We start from the raw sequence: 15,678 nt of genomic DNA on the forward strand, positions 1-15,678 counted from the left end.
AGTTTGCCCCAAAACGGCACAGTGGTTCCATGTTTCTCACCGTTTTAGCAGTGATTTCCCGCTTTTGCCCGCGCTGACCCGGCGGTCAACGGTTATCCTTGCCGTCAGGTGTCTCGCGATTCTTTTTTGTATCCGTGCGGGAACTTGTGGCCATGCGCCACTTACTCATGCAAGAGCCCGGCACTTTTGATCGACCGGCGCCCCTGAATTTTACCTTTGAGAGCCCTGATTATGTCCGACACCCCGCCCATCATCCTTGTTGTAGAAGATGACAACATCGTGCGCATGTTGATCGTTGATGTGCTGGAGGAGCTGGGATTCAGAGTACTTGAGGCCGATGGCAGCGAGCAGGCCCTCGAGACGCTCAAGGATCCGGCCCTGCGCATTGATCTGATGATGACGGATGTCGGCCTGCCGGTGATGGATGGCCGCGAACTGGCGACTCACGCCCGTCTCCTGCGCCCTGACCTGCCTATTCTGTTTGCCAGCGGCTACGCCGAAAGCATCGACGTGCCCGCCGACATGCACGTGATTGGCAAGCCCTTTTCGATTGACCAGTTGCGGGACAAGGTCACCAGCATTCTGGAAAACTGAAACCCCGCCGGCCATTGCAGTCATGCACAGCGTCCCGGAACAACCAGAGGGAACCCGCCCTCCGGTTATTTCAGCCTTTATTGATTCGCTCGATCGCGCTTCGCTTTTTGCCGCTCTCTGAACGCAGTGATGTCATCGCTGGTGACTTTGCCTGCTTCAGGTCGAGCTGGTGCGGAATCAGGCTGCACCGCCGGCACAATGGCCTCCTCAGCGCTGACCGCTTCGTTGCCAAAGTCGAGATCGGAGAACAGGTCATCTGCCCCCAGCGGCTGGCGGAGCTTGTTACCGACCTCGCGCCCGCCCCCCTTCAACGGATTGATATCACTTGCCGCGATGGCACGATTGATCGCTTTCGGGTTGGGTATGAACCTTCCGCGTGAGTCGTAGGCTCCCAGAATCAAGGCGGGAGGCAGATCGACGCCATAATTGATCTCCAGCGGTGGCAGGGTCTTCAAGCCGGAATCGGGACGAAAGGCCAATTCGGTATTGGCATACAGATGAAAACCTTCCAGCTGCCGTGCATCAATGAAATAGGTATGGCCGCCCTTTTGCCCGCCATAAACGAAGGCGCCAGCCCCATCCTTCTTATAAAAGGCGGAGGTGGAGATACCTGCGCCATCGGGACTGAGCGCGTCATGTGCACCACCGTAACCGCCCTTTAAACCGTTGATTTCATCGAGGTGCCTGATCGGCGCGCGCTGAGTGAAACCCTTCTCGAAAATGATCGCCGGGTCGCGCATGTCTCCCCGGAACACGAAGCCCTGATAGACATAGCCTTTTTCCGGGCCGGAAAGACGCACAAGTTGGGTATTCGTCGCTAGTGTCTGTGCCACGTTCGGCCCGCCGGCCAGCTCCTGCAAATACCCGGCAACCAGCAAACCTTTGCCTGCCTCGGGTATTTGCTTGCCGGTGGTGCTCGCCAGTTGCTGACGAAGCCGGGTTGCCGATCGGCGCAACACTGAAGGTCGATTACTGTTCTTGAGCGCCTGAAGCACCCGCCGGCTGATGTCTTTTTTGGCCAGGGCTGACAGGGCTTTGCCAAGTATTTTCTCAGCGATGGGGCCGGCCAGTTCAGCCAGCACGCCAATGGCTGCGTTGATTCTCAAACGCTCGGCTTCGGACGGATCATCCGATATCCCGGCACGCACCAGATCCGTTGCAGAGGCCCCAAGCCCCAACAGAAAGGGAATCAGCATACGAATCGGCGCGGAAGCCAGCGCGCCTGTTCCGCCGTACGGCAAAGAGGCCGCAAACGCGATGCACTGCAGAAGATACCCTGCGGCTTCCAGGGCGATATCGGTGAGACGCTCAGCCTGAGTTGAAATCAGCGTGTCGATGTCTGCCAGCGCCCTGTCGACCTGACGATCAAACAACGCCTGGCCGATATCCGGGCGGGATTGAAAGACCAGTTCCCGATAATTGGGTCGGGTGACAAAAACAGGAAACTCCAGGCCTCGATATTTGAAATCACGTACATGGGGCTTTTGCTGATCGCGCAAGGGAATCCGTTTCAACAGGTGTTTCTGAAAGTCGCTGTTGTTTTCTACAAACGCTCCGCGGGCGTCGTGGCCGGCGGGAAATTCGTAGGCAGCACTGTCTTCGCCAAGGAAGAACACCACACCGCGCCCAAGATTGCTGTGGCCAATAAATACGGCATTGTCGACCTTCAGATCAGGATCGCTGTGCAGATTGATGACGCGTGGCGCAATCAAGCCTTTGAGGTAATGGAAAGCAATAAGTTGATCGTCAGCAGAGCGCTTGTCGCTTTTGATGAACTCCACGACCAACTTGTTCAACTCGGCTTTTTTCAGCAGGCGAGCGAAGGCCGCCACTGCAGGGTTACTCAGGTTATCGCTGACGTAGTGTTTGAAGTCAGTCTGGTAGTCCGCGTCTGTGAAACTGTCAACCAGCGCTTGCGGATACTCGGCGGGCCATTGAACCTCGACCCCGTAAAAGGGTTTCAACTGACGCAAGTGATAGTCCGTGCAGATTTCTGCCAGGGTAAACGTCTTCTCTTTCCAGACAACCGGTTTTTTCTCCCCTTTGAGCGAATCACTGCGTTGGGGCGCGTCAAGATCGTAATATTTAACCGCTAACTCGGAGTCAAACTGAATTGTTTCGCGCAGCTTCTCGTCTTGCACAATCTTCAGCACTGTTTCATCAATGCAATCCCGAATAAAGCTGGCCGGATCAAAACCCACGGGATCCGTGATGATCGCGCAGCCTTTCCAGACACTTTCCGCCAATTCCCTGGTATTTACACCGTCAAAAACATCATCTTGAGGCGCCGTCAGGCGGGCTGTTCGGGGATTCAGGGATAGTGCAACTTCTTCCAGTTCCGCCAATGGGTCCAGCAGCCACGACAACGAATCTTCGAAATCCTCATGAATTCCTGGCAAATACTTACTCATCATTAATCTCATGCGCACAGTATTAAAATGCAGGATGCATTTTTTTCACTACTGTCGGCAAACACAAAACTAACAACCGTTCTTCGCTTTCATAAAGACAATAGTTATTAGCATTCTTTACTTCAGCCACAACCCATCAACTATGGACTTTTATTAATCCGCTTGGCGAATCGCTGCATCCAGCCTTCGCGCCTGTGGTTTAATTGCGCCCGTTTATATGCCCCCTACTGCTGCGAAGGAACATGTTTCATGACTCACCCCACTGCCACCAAAGTCCTGGTCATCGGTTACGTCTGGCCGGAACCGCGCTCTTCGGCGGCCAGCGGGCACGTCATGCAGATCCTCGAAACGTTCTTGCAACAAGGCTGGGAAGTCACCTTCAGCAGTCCGGCAACCCCCGGCGAGCACATGGCGGATCTGGCAGCGCTGGGCATTCGCGAAGTGCCGATCGAGCTCAACAACAGCAGCTTCGATACCTTCATCAGCGAACTGGCGCCGGATATCGTGTTGTTCGACCAGTTCATGATGGAGGAACAGTTCGGCTGGCGTGTTGAACAACATTGCCCGAACGCCCTGCGCGTGCTGGAGACGTCCGATCTGCAAAGCCTGCGTCATGCTCGCCATCAGCGTCTCAAGGATCGTCTGAAAAACAACAGTGATCAGGATGACTTCAGCGACCTGTTTACACCGGCACTGCACGAAGAGTTCCTGTCCATGGCCGACAGCGATCTGGCCAAACGCGAAATCGCCGCGCTGTACCGCTGCGACCTGAACCTGATGATCTCCGCCGTGGAAATCGCCTTGCTGGTCGAGCAATTCGGCTTGCCACGGCATTTGCTGCATGAGTGCCCGCTGATGGTTGATTCGCCGAGCGCCCCGCCGCGGACATTTGCCGATCGCGCGCACTTTCTGAGCATTGGCAACTTCCGGCACGCACCCAACTGGGACGCAGTGCTCTGGATGAAATCCACAGTCTGGCCGCTGATTCGTCAGCAATTGCCGGATGCGCAGTTACACATTTACGGTGCTTACACGCCGCCCAAAGCCACAGCCCTGCATAACGCCGCGCAGGGTTTTCATGTGCTGAACCGGGCCGAAGATGCGTTGCAGGTGATGGCAGCGGCGCGGGTGTGCCTGGCCCCTCTGCGTTTTGGCGCGGGTATCAAAGGCAAATTGCTCGACGCCATGATGTGCGGTACGCCCAGCGTGACCACGCCGATTGGCGCTGAAGGCATGCACGGCGATGCGCCCTGGCCCGGTGCGATCACACACAGTGCCCGCGAGTTCGCCACCCGGGCTGTTGCGCTGTATACCGACGAGTCGCTTTGGCAGGCAGCCCAACAGACAGGCACCACCTTGCTCGGTGAGCGCTACCAACGCGCCATCCATGGTCCGGCGCTGATTGAAAAACTGCGTTATTGCCAACAGAACCTGCAAACTCTGCGAGCACAGAACTTCATCGGCAGTATGCTGCGGCATCACTCGCACAAAAGCACACAATATATGTCGCAATGGATTGAAGCGAAGAACAAAAATAAATAAAGCGCAAAAAACATACTTGGCATCAAACACAATATAGCCAAGCTGCAAACTTTACTTTAGAACTTCCTGCCTGCGCCATGCACAACTTCAGCATTGGCGCAAAATCACTAAAACATGCAGGAAGCAAACAATTGAACAATCAAGTATTCAACTTTTCGCCGAATAACTGGATGGCGGCGACACCGCAGATCGACTCTTTATCGCTGCTGGAACTAACACTCCCCGGCACTCACAATGCCGGGAGTGACTGGCAGGCCTCGTACCCTTTTTTCGGACCACCCCGCCACTGGCTGGCGTGTCAGCACGATTCTTTTTATGCCCAGTTGCATAACGGTGCGCGTGCGCTTGATATCCGCTTGAGTTGGGATCCCAAGGGTGTGGGGCTTGGGAAGTTCCGAGCCCAACACAACGGTTTTCTCAATTCAAGAACATTGGGCGACCTGCTGACCGACACCAGAAATTTCCTCGATCGCAACCCGGACGAGTTCATTCTCATCGACTTTCACCAACTGGAAGGCGAAGGGTTCAACTTAGTCTACTTTCACGACATGGTCATTCACCTACTGGGCGATCGCATTATTCCTGCGCATAACCAACACCTCAGTCTGGGGCAACTTAAACGCATCAGTACGCAGCAACGGGTACTGGTCGCAGCGCCGCTGCCCAGAGAAGTGAATCGAAGCGTGTTTCTCGAACAGGTCATGCACAAGTGGAGCGGCAATGGCATCACCCATAGCGATGAGTTGCAGCACTACATCAGCGAAGTGATGAAAAGCCCGCCCGGGACTTGGAGACCGTGGTCGCTGTCCGCCACCAGTTACAGTGCTCTGGGTGGGCCGGTGGACATTCACCGTGAACTCGACCGCTGGTTTGATCCGCAAACCAGCGATTGGGCCATTAATTGCAACATCATCAATGTCGACTTCATCGAGGAAAGCCGGATTGTCGCGTACTGCCGGGCAGTGAACCTGAAAAAGGCCTTGGGCAGGCCCGCGTCCTATATGAGTCTGATGGCGGGGTAAGGCAACCGGACCAGCGCGTCTCAACGCTGGCAACCCACACGCCAAACGAGGCATGATCAAGGGGCGATAACAAAAAAAGTGCCTTGTCATGACCCGAACCGCCCGCGTGACCGACCCCTCCTACGAGTTGATGGATGACCACAACGGGTTGTCCATCATCTACCGTCAGCATGGTTTTCCTTGCCCGTTAGTGCGCTGGCACTTTCACAAGGAGTATGAACTTCACTTGATCGTCGCCAGTTCCGGCAAGGTGTTCATCGGCGACTACATCGGCAACTTTTTTCCTGAAACGCTGTTTCTCACCGGCCCCAACCTGCCGCACAACTGGATCAGCCAGGTGGAGGAAGGCGAAGTGGTCGAGAAACGCGACATGCTGGTCAACTTCACCGATGAGCTGTTCGACAGCGGACACCACGTGTTCGCCGAGCTCAAGACACTGGCTCCGCTACTGGAGCGCGCGCAGTACGGCATCGAATTTCGCAACAAACGCACAATTCGCCAGGCCATGACGTTGATGCAACGGATCGCCGACTCTAGGGGCATCACCCGTCTTGGGCACTTCTTCATCCTGATGGAATTGCTGGCGGCCAGTGACGACTATCAACTGCTGTCCGGCGCCACCACTCCGCAACTGGCCGACGAACACAATATCGACCGCACCAACCGCGCGGTGGATTACATCTTCGCCCACTACGCCCGGGAACTGCCGCTGGAAGAAGTGGCCGAGCACCTGGGCATGAAACCCACTTACTTCAGCCGCGTGTTCAAACAAGCCACCGGCCGCAACTTCATCGAGTTCGTCAATCGCCTGCGCATCAGCAAGTCCTGCGAATTACTGGCCGACGGCGACAAACCGGTGACCGAAGTGTGTTTCGAGTCGGGGTTCAACAACATCTCCAACTTCAACCGGCGTTTTCAGCAGCTCAAGGGCATGACGCCCTCGCATTATCGGCGCCTCGCGGTGCAGCGTCTGACTGAACAAAACCACGGCTGACAACACAATTCTCCCGCAGGTCTTGATCTGTTCAGAGTCGAAGACCTGTACTGACTGGATAACCCTTCCCTGGGTTCTCGCTCGCAATCGCGAGTGCAAAAAAGTATCGGTTCAAGTGCTACGGATGATTTGTCAGCCCGACGAATGAACGCTGTAATCAGTGCACATTCTTCCTGCATTCGGAAGACACAAAAACAATAACTGTCCTTCTGCCGTCTCCGGGCGCAGAAAAGGAGTGCACGATGCAACCCACTGCAAAAGCTCTGCTTGCCCTCACCTGCATGACCCTAAGCAGCGTCAGCCTTGGCGCCCAGACCCTGACCATCGCCACCGTCAACAACAGCGACATGATTCGCATGCAGAAGCTCTCGAAAAACTTCGAGACCGAGCATCCGGACATCAAGCTCAATTGGGTGGTGCTGGAAGAAAACGTCCTGCGCCAACGCCTGACCACCGACATCGCTACCCAGGGCGGACAGTTCGATGTATTGACCATCGGCATGTACGAAGCTGCACTGTGGGGCGCCAAAGGCTGGCTGGAACCGATGAAAGATCTGCCGGCCAGTTATGCCCTCGACGATGTGTTCCCGTCGGTGCGTGAAGGCCTCTCGGTCAAAGGCTCGCTGTACGCCCTGCCGTTCTACGCCGAAAGCTCGATCACCTATTACCGTACCGACCTGTTCAAGGAGGCCGGCCTGACCATGCCCGAGCGTCCGACCTGGGAACAGATCGCCGGCTTCGCCGAAAAACTCACCCGCAAGGATAAAGAGCAGTACGGCATCTGCCTGCGCGGCAAGGCCGGCTGGGGCGAGAACATGGCGTTGATCACCACGGTGGCCAACGCCTATGGCGCGCGCTGGTTCGATGAGAAATGGCAACCCGAATTCAACGGTCCGGAATGGAAAAACGCGCTGAACTTCTACGTGGACACCATGAAGAAATCCGGCCCGCCGGGCGCTTCCAGCAACGGTTTCAACGAAAACCTGGCGCTGTTCAACAGCGGTAAATGCGCGATCTGGGTCGACGCCAGCGTCGCCGGCTCGTTCGTCACCGACAAGACCCAGAGCAAGGTCGCCGACCACGTCGGCTTCACCTTTGCCCCCCATCAAGTCACCGACAAAGGTTCGGCGTGGCTGTACTCGTGGGCGCTGGCGATTCCGACCAGCTCCAAGGCCAAGGACGCCGCGAAAGCGTTCAGCGCCTGGGCCACATCCAAAGAGTACGGTGAGCTGGTGGCCAAGACCGACGGCATCGCCAACGTACCGCCGGGCACCCGGGCCTCGACGTACAGCGACGCCTACATGAGCGCGGCGCCGTTCGCCAAGGTCACGCTGGAATCGCTGAAAGCGGCGGATCCGAGCAAACCGACGCTGAAACCGGTGCCTTACATCGGCATTCAACTGGTGACCATTCCTGAATTCCAGGGCGTGGGCACTCAAGTCGGCAAGCTGTTCTCGGCGGCGCTGATCGGCCAGACCACGGTGGACCAGGCCCTGGCCGCCGCACAGCAAACCACCGAACGTGAGATGAAGCGCGCCGGTTATCCCAAGTAACCGTCACTTAACCTGTGGGAGCTGGCTTGCCAGCGATGGGGCCGGCACCTTCAACATTGATGTCGACTGCTCAATCGCCATCGCGGGCAAGCCCGCTCCCACAGGGTTCGCGTCGATGTCAGGAAGGTTGTCTTTCCTGAACATGTATCTGCACCCAAACGGTTGTGATCACCATGAATACTTCAACTGCCAAAGCCCACCTCGACCTGTCGCAACCCCAGCGTAAAAACCGTGTGGCCAATCCCGGCTGGTTTCTGGTCAGCCCGTCGGTGGCCCTATTGCTGCTGTGGATGATCGTGCCGCTGGGCATGACCCTTTACTTCTCGGTGATTCGCTACAACCTGCTCGATCCGGGGGTGAACGAATTCATCGGGCTGGAAAACTTCAGCTACTTCCTCACCGACTCGGGCTTCCTGCCCGGCGCCACCAACACCCTGTTGCTGGTCGGCAGCGTGCTGCTGATCAGCGTGGTGTTCGGTGTATTGATCAGTGCCCTGCTGGAGGCCAGCGAATTTCTCGGCCGCGGCATCGTGCGGGTCATGCTGATCTCACCGTTCTTCATCATGCCCACCGTAGGCGCGCTGATCTGGAAGAACCTGATTTTCCATCCGGTCTCGGGAATCCTCGCGTACGTCTGGCGGCTGTTCGGCGCCGAGCCGGTGGACTGGCTGGCGCACTATCCGCTGCTGTCGATCATCATCATTGTCTCGTGGCAATGGCTGCCCTTCGCGATCCTGATCCTGATGACCGCCATGCAGTCCCTCGACCAGGAACAGAAGGAAGCCGCACGCCTCGACGGCGCCGGCCCTGTCGCGATCTTCTGGCACCTGACTCTGCCGCACCTGGCGCGGCCGATTGCCGTGGTGGTGATGATCGAAACGATCTTCCTGCTGTCGGTGTTCGCCGAGATTTTCACCACCACCAACGGCGGCCCCGGCTACGCCTCGACCAACCTCGCCTACCTGATCTACAACCAGGCGCTGGTGCAGTTCGACGTCGGCATGGCGTCGGCGGGCGGTTTGATTGCCGTGGTCATCGCCAACATCGCCGCGATCATTCTGGTGCGGATGATCGGCAAAAACCTGACTGACAAAGCCTGAGGCCCGCCATGACTCTTCAACAATCCCGCCGGCTGCAAAGCCTGCTGCTCGGCACCCTGGCCTGGGCCATCGCGATCGTGATCTTCTTCCCGATCTTCTGGATGGTGATGACCAGTTTCAAGACCGAAATCGACGCGTTCGCCACGCCACCGCAGTTCATCTTCACGCCGACGCTGGAAAACTACCTGCACATCAATGAGCGCAGCGATTACTTCAGTTTCGCCTGGAACTCGGTGGTGATCTCCTTCAGCGCCACGGCCCTGTGCCTGCTGATCGCGGTGCCGGCGGCGTACTCGATGGCGTTCTACGAAACCCAGCGCACCAAAGGCACGCTGCTGTGGATGCTCTCAACGAAAATGCTGCCGCCGGTGGGCGTGCTGATGCCGATCTATCTGCTGGCCAAGAGTTTCGGCCTGCTCGACACGCGTATCGCGCTGATCGTGATCTACACCCTGATCAACCTGCCGATCGTGGTCTGGATGGTTTACACCTACTTCAAAGACATCCCCAAGGACATCCTCGAAGCCGCGCGCCTTGACGGCGCCACGCTGTGGCAGGAGATGGTCCGCGTGCTGCTGCCGATCGCCAAGGGCGGCCTCGCCTCGACCGTGCTGCTGTCACTGATCCTGTGCTGGAACGAGGCCTTCTGGTCGCTGAACCTGACCTCGTCGAAAGCCGCGCCACTGACCGCGCTGATCGCCTCGTACTCAAGTCCTGAAGGCTTGTTCTGGGCCAAGTTGTCGGCGGTGTCGACTCTGGCGTGTGCGCCGATCCTGATCTTCGGCTGGATCAGCCAGAAACAACTGGTGCGCGGCCTGTCGTTCGGCGCCGTGAAATGAATCTCACCAACTCAACACAATCCCCTGTAGGCATTCGCCAGCTCGCGATAGTGGAGTGTCATTCAGCGGCGCTGTCGGCTGACATGGCCCTATCGCGAGCAGGCGAAGGCCTACAAAAAAGCCTGCAAGGCTCATACGAATAACAACATTGCGGAGGCCCACCATCATGGCCAACCTGAAAATCAAGAATCTGCAAAAAGGCTTCGAAGGTTTCTCCATCATCAAGGGCATCGACCTGGAAGTGAACGACAAGGAATTCGTGGTCTTCGTCGGCCCGTCCGGTTGCGGTAAATCCACCTTGCTGCGGCTGATCGCCGGCCTTGAAGAGGTCAGCGGCGGCACCATCGAACTCGATGGCCGCGACATCACCGAAGTCAGCCCGGCCAAGCGCGACCTGGCGATGGTGTTCCAGACCTACGCGCTCTACCCGCACATGACCGTGAAGAAAAACATGTCGTTCGCCCTCGATCTGGCCGGTGTGCCGAAGGCCGAAGTCGAGAAGAAAGTCGGCGAGGCAGCGCGGATTCTCGAACTCGGGCCGATGCTGGAACGCAAGCCGAAACAGCTCTCGGGCGGCCAGCGGCAACGTGTCGCGATTGGCCGCGCCATCGTGCGCAATCCGAAAATCTTCCTGTTCGACGAACCGCTGTCCAACCTCGACGCCGCCCTGCGGGTGCAGATGCGTCTGGAGCTGCTGCGCCTCCACAAGGACCTGCAGGCGACCATGATCTACGTGACCCACGACCAGGTCGAAGCGATGACCATGGCCGACAAAGTCGTGGTGCTCAATGGCGGCAGGATCGAACAGGTCGGCTCGCCGCTGGATCTCTATCACAACCCGGCCAACCTGTTCGTCGCCGGTTTTCTCGGCACGCCGAAAATGGGCTTCCTCAAGGGCAAGATCGCCCGCGTCGACAGCCAGACCTGCGAGGTCTCACTGGATGCCGGTACGCGCATCACCTTGCCATTCAACGCCGCCAGCCTGAGCGTCGGCAGCGCGGTGACCCTGGGCATTCGCCCGGAACATCTGGAGCCCGCACAACCGGGCGACTGCACCTTGCAAGTCACCGCCGACGTCAGCGAACGCCTGGGCAGCGACACCTTCTGCCACGTCACCACACAGGCCGGCGAAGCGCTGACCATGCGGGTACGCGGGGATCTGGCCAGCCGCTACGGCGAACAACTGAGCCTGCACCTGGACCCGGCCCACTGCCATTTATTCGATGCCGAAGGCGTGGCGTTGACCCGTCCGCTGCGCGCTGCAGCCTGATTTCGAGACTTGCCCGATGAAACTGAATAAACACAACCTGCACCGCCTCGCGGCCGAAGTGAAGCTGCCCGCCTACCGCCTCAGCGACACTCGCCAGGGCATCGCGCACATTGGCGTCGGCGGCTTCCACCGCGCGCATCAGGCGTATTACACCGATGCACTGATGAACACTGGCGAAGCGCTGGACTGGGCCATTTGCGGAGTCGGCCTGCGCGCCGACGACCGCCGCGCCCGCGACGATCTCAAGGAGCAGGACTACCTGTTCACCCTGTTCGAACTCGGCGACAGCGACGATACCGAAGTGCGAGTGATCGGCGCGATCCGCGACATGCTGCTGGCCGAAGACGGAGCCCAGGCGCTGATCGACAAACTCGCCGACCCGCAGATTCGCATCGTCTCGCTGACCATCACCGAGGGCGGCTACTGCATCGACGACAGCAACGGCGAATTCATGGCGCACCTGCCGCAGATTCAGCACGATCTGGCGCACCCGAGCGCACCGACCACCGTGTTCGGCTTCCTCTGCGCAGCGCTGGAAAAACGCCGTGGCGCAGGCACGCCGGCGTTCACGATCATGTCCTGCGATAACCTGCCGCACAACGGCGCGGTGACCCGTAAGGCGCTACTGGCTTTCGCCAGCCTGCGTGACACAGGGCTGCGTGACTGGATCGAACAGAACGTCAGTTTCCCCAACGCCATGGTCGACCGCATCACGCCGATGACCAGCACCGCGCACCGCCTGCAACTGGCCGACAGACACGGGGTGGATGATGCCTGGCCGGTGGTCTGCGAGCCGTTTGTGCAGTGGGTGCTGGAGGATAAATTCGTCAACGGTCGCCCGGCGTGGGAAAAGGTCGGTGTGCAGTTCACCGACGATGTTTCGCCTTACGAAGAGATGAAAATCAAGTTGCTCAACGGCAGCCACTTGGCGCTGACGTATCTGGGCTTTTTGAAGGGTTATCGGTTTGTGCACGAGACCATGAACGACCCGCTGTTCGTGCGTTACATGCGCGCCTATATGGACCTGGACGTGACCCCGCAACTGGCGCCGGTGCCGGGCATTGACCTGACGGATTACAAGCACACGCTGGTGGCGCGGTTCTCCAATCAGGCGATTGCCGATCAGTTGGAACGAGTCTGCTCGGACGGCTCGTCGAAGTTTCCCAAGTTCACCATTCCGACAATCAACCGGTTGATTGCCGATGGGCAGGAGACTAAGCGTGCGGCGTTGGTGGTGGCGGCGTGGGCGTTGTATTTGAAGGGTGTGGATGAGAATGGTGATACCTATTCGATCCCGGATCCGCGCGCGGCGTTCTGTCAGGCGTTGGTGGCGGACGATGCTTTAATGACTCAGCGGTTGTTGGCGGTTGAGGAAATTTTCGGTACGGCGATACCGCGTTCGGCGGAGTTTGTCGCGGCGTTTGAGTGGTGCTGCAACAGTTTGCGCGAGGACGGTGTGACGCGGACGCTGGAACGGATACTCGCCTGAAAAGCCCCTCACCCTAGCCCTCTCCCGGAGGGAGAGGGAACTGACCGAGTGGTTTGTGCAAGTTACATCGACCTGAACGTCCGGAGTCGAACTCAGGTTCTGAACAGCACCTGATTGAGAGGTCGGCCGTCGAACTCAGGTTTTGAACAGCCACTGATTGACAGAACCGGAGTCGAACTCAGGTTCTGAGCAGCACCTGATTGAGAGGTCGGCAGTCGAACTCAGGTTTTGAGCAGCCACTGATTTACAGAACCGGAGTCGAACTCAGGTTTTGAACGGCCCCCGATCGGCTCCCTTCCCCCTCGCCCCCTTGGGGGAGAGGGTTGGGGTGAGGGGGTAAGCTCTTGATCTTCACCACACCCGAGTGGTTCACACATGACAACACAACAACTGTTCCTGGGCATCGACTGCGGCACCCAAGGCACCAAAGCCATCATTCTCGACGCCATCAGCGGTCAAGTCCTCGGCCAGGGCGCCGCCGCCCACACGATGATCAGCGGCGCCAACGGCCGCCGCGAGCAAGACACCCAGCAATGGCTGGAAGCCTTCACCCTCGCCACCCGCCAGGCCTTGTTGGCAGCAAATGTCGACGGCCAGTCGATCCTCGGCATCGGCGTCTCCGGCCAGCAACACGGCCTGGTCTTGCTCGACGATCAGGGCCAGGTACTGCGCCCGGCCAAGCTTTGGTGCGATACCGAAACCAGCGCCGAAAACGACCGCTTGCTCAAGCACCTGGGCGGCGAAAAGGGATCGCTGGAACGCCTCGGCGTGGTCATCGCGCCGGGCTACACCGTGTCGAAACTGCTCTGGACCCAGGAACAGCATCCGGCGGTTTTCTCGCGCATCGCCCACATCCTGCTGCCCCATGACTACCTCAACTTCTGGCTCACCGGCCGCGCCTGCAGCGAATACGGCGATGCCTCGGGCACCGGTTACTTCAATGTGCGCAGCCGTCAGTGGGACTTGCAATTACTGCGCGACATCGACGCCAGCGGTCGCCTGCAAGCCGCCCTTCCGGAACTGATCGACGCCCACCAGCCGGTCGGCACGATCCTGCCGAGCATTGCCGAACAGCTCGGCCTCAACCCCGCCGCACGGGTATCCAGTGGCGGCGGCGACAACATGATGGGCGCCATTGGCACCGGCAACATTCAGCCCGGTGCAATCACCATGAGCCTTGGCTCGTCAGGCACGGTGTACGCCTATGCCGACGCGCCCACCGTCAGCCCGGATGCCTCGGTCGCGACGTTTTGTTCTTCCAGCGGCGGCTGGTTGCCGCTGATCTGCACCATGAACCTGACCAATGCCACCGGCGCGATTCGCCAGTTGTTCGACCTCGACCTGGAACAGTTCAACACGCAGGTGGCCCAGGCGCCGATCGGTGCCGAGGGCGTGACGCTACTGCCGTTTTTCAATGGCGAACGCGTCCCCGCCCTGCCCCACGCCAGCGGCAGCCTGCACGGGCTGACGCTGGACAACCTGACCCAGGCCAATCTGTGTCGCGCCGCCGTCGAAGGCACCACCTTCGGTCTGCGCTACGGGCTGGATTTACTGCGCCACAATGGTTTACAAAGCCGCAGCATTTGCCTGATCGGCGGAGGTTCGAAAAGCGCGGTGTGGCGGCAGATCGTCGCCGACATCATGAACACCCCGGTCATCTGCACCGAACAAAGCGAAGCCGCCGCCCTTGGCGCGGCGATACAAGCGGCGTGGTGCGAATCCTGGTCGAACGGCCACGAAGACACGCTCGCCGCCCTGTGCGAACGCTGCGTGAAGCTTGACCTGAACAGTGAAACCCTGCCGGTCGCCGCGAATGTCGCGGCGTTCCAGCAGGTCTATGAACGCTATCAACAGCATGTCGCAACCCTATAAGAGCGAACAATTATGTATCTGGTGTGTGGCGAAGCCCTGTTTGATTTCTTCAGCGAAGACGATGCCAGCGGGCAGGCGTCGAAAGTCAATTTCAAGGCGATTGCCGGCGGCTCGCCGTTCAACGTCGCCGTGGGTCTGCGCCGTCTCGGCGTGGACTCGGCGCTGTTTGCCGGGCTGTCTACGGACTACCTCGGCCGGCGCTTGCAACAGGTGTTGCAGGAGGAAGGCGTGCGCCCGGACTATCTGGTGGATTTCGCCGCGCCGACCACCCTGGCAATGGTCGCCGTGGGTGCCAACGGGTCGCCGCATTACAGCTTTCGCGGTGAAGGTTGTGCGGATCGGCAGTTGAGCCTCGCGCACCTGCCGTCGCTGGATTCGCAGGTACGTGGTTTGCACATCGGCTCGTTTTCGCTGGTGGTGCAGCCCGTCGCCGATACCCTGCTCGCTCTCGTCCAGCGCGAAAGCGGCAAACGCCTGATCACCCTCGACCCGAACGTGCGCCTCAATCCGCAGCCGGACATCGCGCTGTGGCGCGAGCGCGTGGCGACGCTGGTGCAACTGGCCGACATGATCAAAGTCAGCGACGAAGACCTGAGCCTGCTCTACCCCGAGCAGGATCCGCAGCGCGTGATCGAAAGCTGGCTCGAACATCGCTGCCAACTGGTGTTCCTCACCCGTGGCGGCGAAGGCGCGAGCGTGTTCAGTCGCGCGCACGGCTCGTGGTCGGTGCCAGCCTGCTCGGTGAAGATCGCCGATACCGTCGGCGCCGGCGACACCTTCCAGGCAGCGCTCATCACCTGGCTGACCGAGCACCGGCTGGATTCGGTTGAAGGCGTACAACAACTGAGCCGCGAACAGATCGACGCCATGCTCGGCTTTGCCGTGCAGGCGGCCGCCCTGACCTGCAGCAAGACCGGTCCGGATCTCCCCTATCGTCACCAATTGGCCTGAGCGCGTAGACTGTCGCCCTTTTTCACGCGCATGACGGGATG

12 protein-coding genes are annotated in these 15,678 nt (G+C 59.0%); 11 read left to right on the plus strand and 1 reads right to left on the minus strand.

Features of this window, described 5'->3' with window-relative positions; genetic code table 11:
- Nucleotides 1–231: 231 nt before the first annotated feature.
- Nucleotides 232–594 carry a response regulator gene (locus K5Y35_RS22310; RefSeq protein ID WP_222832971.1) on the plus strand — a complete coding sequence of 121 codons (363 nt, stop codon included), beginning with the start codon at nt 232–234 and terminating at the stop codon, nt 592–594.
- 77 nt (nt 595–671) lie between these two features.
- Here K5Y35_RS22310 and K5Y35_RS22315 read toward each other — a convergent pair whose 3' ends face one another.
- Nucleotides 672–3,005: a hypothetical protein gene (locus K5Y35_RS22315; RefSeq protein ID WP_222832972.1), complete on the minus strand. Its 2,334-nt coding sequence runs from the start codon at nt 3,003–3,005 to the stop codon at nt 672–674.
- 249 nt (nt 3,006–3,254) lie between these two features.
- Between K5Y35_RS22315 and K5Y35_RS22320 the strand changes: the two genes are divergently transcribed.
- From K5Y35_RS22320 to K5Y35_RS22365, 10 genes are all read left to right on the plus strand, one after another.
- Nucleotides 3,255–4,547: a glycosyltransferase gene (locus tag K5Y35_RS22320; protein WP_222832973.1), complete on the plus strand. Its 1,293-nt coding sequence runs from the start codon at nt 3,255–3,257 to the stop codon at nt 4,545–4,547.
- A 170-nt stretch (nt 4,548–4,717) separates the two neighbouring features.
- A complete protein-coding gene (locus K5Y35_RS22325; RefSeq protein WP_336346922.1) occupies nt 4,718–5,569 on the plus strand; it encodes a phospholipase in 852 nt (283 codons plus the stop codon).
- 88 nt (nt 5,570–5,657) lie between these two features.
- Nucleotides 5,658–6,563, plus strand: a complete 906-nt coding sequence (locus K5Y35_RS22330; protein ID WP_222832974.1) for an AraC family transcriptional regulator — start codon at nt 5,658–5,660, stop codon at nt 6,561–6,563.
- Between the two features lie 242 nt (nt 6,564–6,805).
- Nucleotides 6,806–8,116: an ABC transporter substrate-binding protein gene (locus tag K5Y35_RS22335; RefSeq protein WP_222832975.1), complete on the plus strand. Its 1,311-nt coding sequence runs from the start codon at nt 6,806–6,808 to the stop codon at nt 8,114–8,116.
- 173 nt (nt 8,117–8,289) lie between these two features.
- Complete coding sequence (locus tag K5Y35_RS22340; RefSeq protein ID WP_123468499.1) at nt 8,290–9,216, plus strand: carbohydrate ABC transporter permease; 927 nt, start codon at nt 8,290–8,292, stop codon at nt 9,214–9,216.
- Nucleotides 9,217–9,224: 8 nt separating this feature from the next.
- Entirely contained in the window at nt 9,225–10,055 is an 831-nt protein-coding gene (locus tag K5Y35_RS22345; RefSeq protein WP_034154211.1) for a carbohydrate ABC transporter permease, read from the plus strand.
- Nucleotides 10,056–10,221: 166 nt separating this feature from the next.
- Entirely contained in the window at nt 10,222–11,325 is a 1,104-nt protein-coding gene (locus K5Y35_RS22350) for an ABC transporter ATP-binding protein (RefSeq protein WP_123468495.1), read from the plus strand.
- 16 nt (nt 11,326–11,341) lie between these two features.
- Nucleotides 11,342–12,814, plus strand: coding sequence for a mannitol dehydrogenase family protein (locus K5Y35_RS22355; protein WP_222832976.1), 1,473 nt, complete (start codon nt 11,342–11,344; stop codon nt 12,812–12,814).
- Between the two features lie 375 nt (nt 12,815–13,189).
- A complete protein-coding gene (gene xylB, locus K5Y35_RS22360; protein WP_222832977.1) occupies nt 13,190–14,686 on the plus strand; it encodes a xylulokinase in 1,497 nt (498 codons plus the stop codon).
- A gap of 12 nt (nt 14,687–14,698) precedes the next feature.
- A complete protein-coding gene (locus tag K5Y35_RS22365) occupies nt 14,699–15,637 on the plus strand; it encodes a carbohydrate kinase family protein (protein ID WP_222832978.1) in 939 nt (312 codons plus the stop codon).
- The last annotated feature ends 41 nt before the right edge of the window (nt 15,638–15,678 follow it).

Origin of the sequence: Pseudomonas sp. SC3(2021) (genome assembly GCF_019856535.1) — a bacterium.
GTDB lineage: Bacteria > Pseudomonadota > Gammaproteobacteria > Pseudomonadales > Pseudomonadaceae > Aquipseudomonas > Aquipseudomonas monsensis.

Excerpts from the sequence above, each read along its gene's own strand:
- K5Y35_RS22350 (WP_123468495.1), top strand. The coding sequence starts at position 10,222 with ATGGCCAACCTGAAAATCAAGAATCTGCAAAAAGGCTTCGAAGGTTTC.
- K5Y35_RS22335 (WP_222832975.1), top strand. The coding sequence starts at position 6,806 with ATGCAACCCACTGCAAAAGCTCTGCTTGCCCTCACCTGCATGACCCTA.
- K5Y35_RS22325 (WP_336346922.1), top strand. The coding sequence starts at position 4,718 with ATGGCGGCGACACCGCAGATCGACTCTTTATCGCTGCTGGAACTAACA.
- K5Y35_RS22315 (WP_222832972.1), bottom strand. The coding sequence starts at position 3,005 with ATGAGTAAGTATTTGCCAGGAATTCATGAGGATTTCGAAGATTCGTTG.
- K5Y35_RS22320 (WP_222832973.1), top strand. The coding sequence starts at position 3,255 with ATGACTCACCCCACTGCCACCAAAGTCCTGGTCATCGGTTACGTCTGG.
- xylB (WP_222832977.1), top strand. The coding sequence starts at position 13,190 with ATGACAACACAACAACTGTTCCTGGGCATCGACTGCGGCACCCAAGGC.
- K5Y35_RS22310 (WP_222832971.1), top strand. The coding sequence starts at position 232 with ATGTCCGACACCCCGCCCATCATCCTTGTTGTAGAAGATGACAACATC.
- K5Y35_RS22365 (WP_222832978.1), top strand. The coding sequence starts at position 14,699 with ATGTATCTGGTGTGTGGCGAAGCCCTGTTTGATTTCTTCAGCGAAGAC.
- K5Y35_RS22340 (WP_123468499.1), top strand. The coding sequence starts at position 8,290 with ATGAATACTTCAACTGCCAAAGCCCACCTCGACCTGTCGCAACCCCAG.
- K5Y35_RS22355 (WP_222832976.1), top strand. The coding sequence starts at position 11,342 with ATGAAACTGAATAAACACAACCTGCACCGCCTCGCGGCCGAAGTGAAG.
- K5Y35_RS22345 (WP_034154211.1), top strand. The coding sequence starts at position 9,225 with ATGACTCTTCAACAATCCCGCCGGCTGCAAAGCCTGCTGCTCGGCACC.
- K5Y35_RS22330 (WP_222832974.1), top strand. The coding sequence starts at position 5,658 with ATGACCCGAACCGCCCGCGTGACCGACCCCTCCTACGAGTTGATGGAT.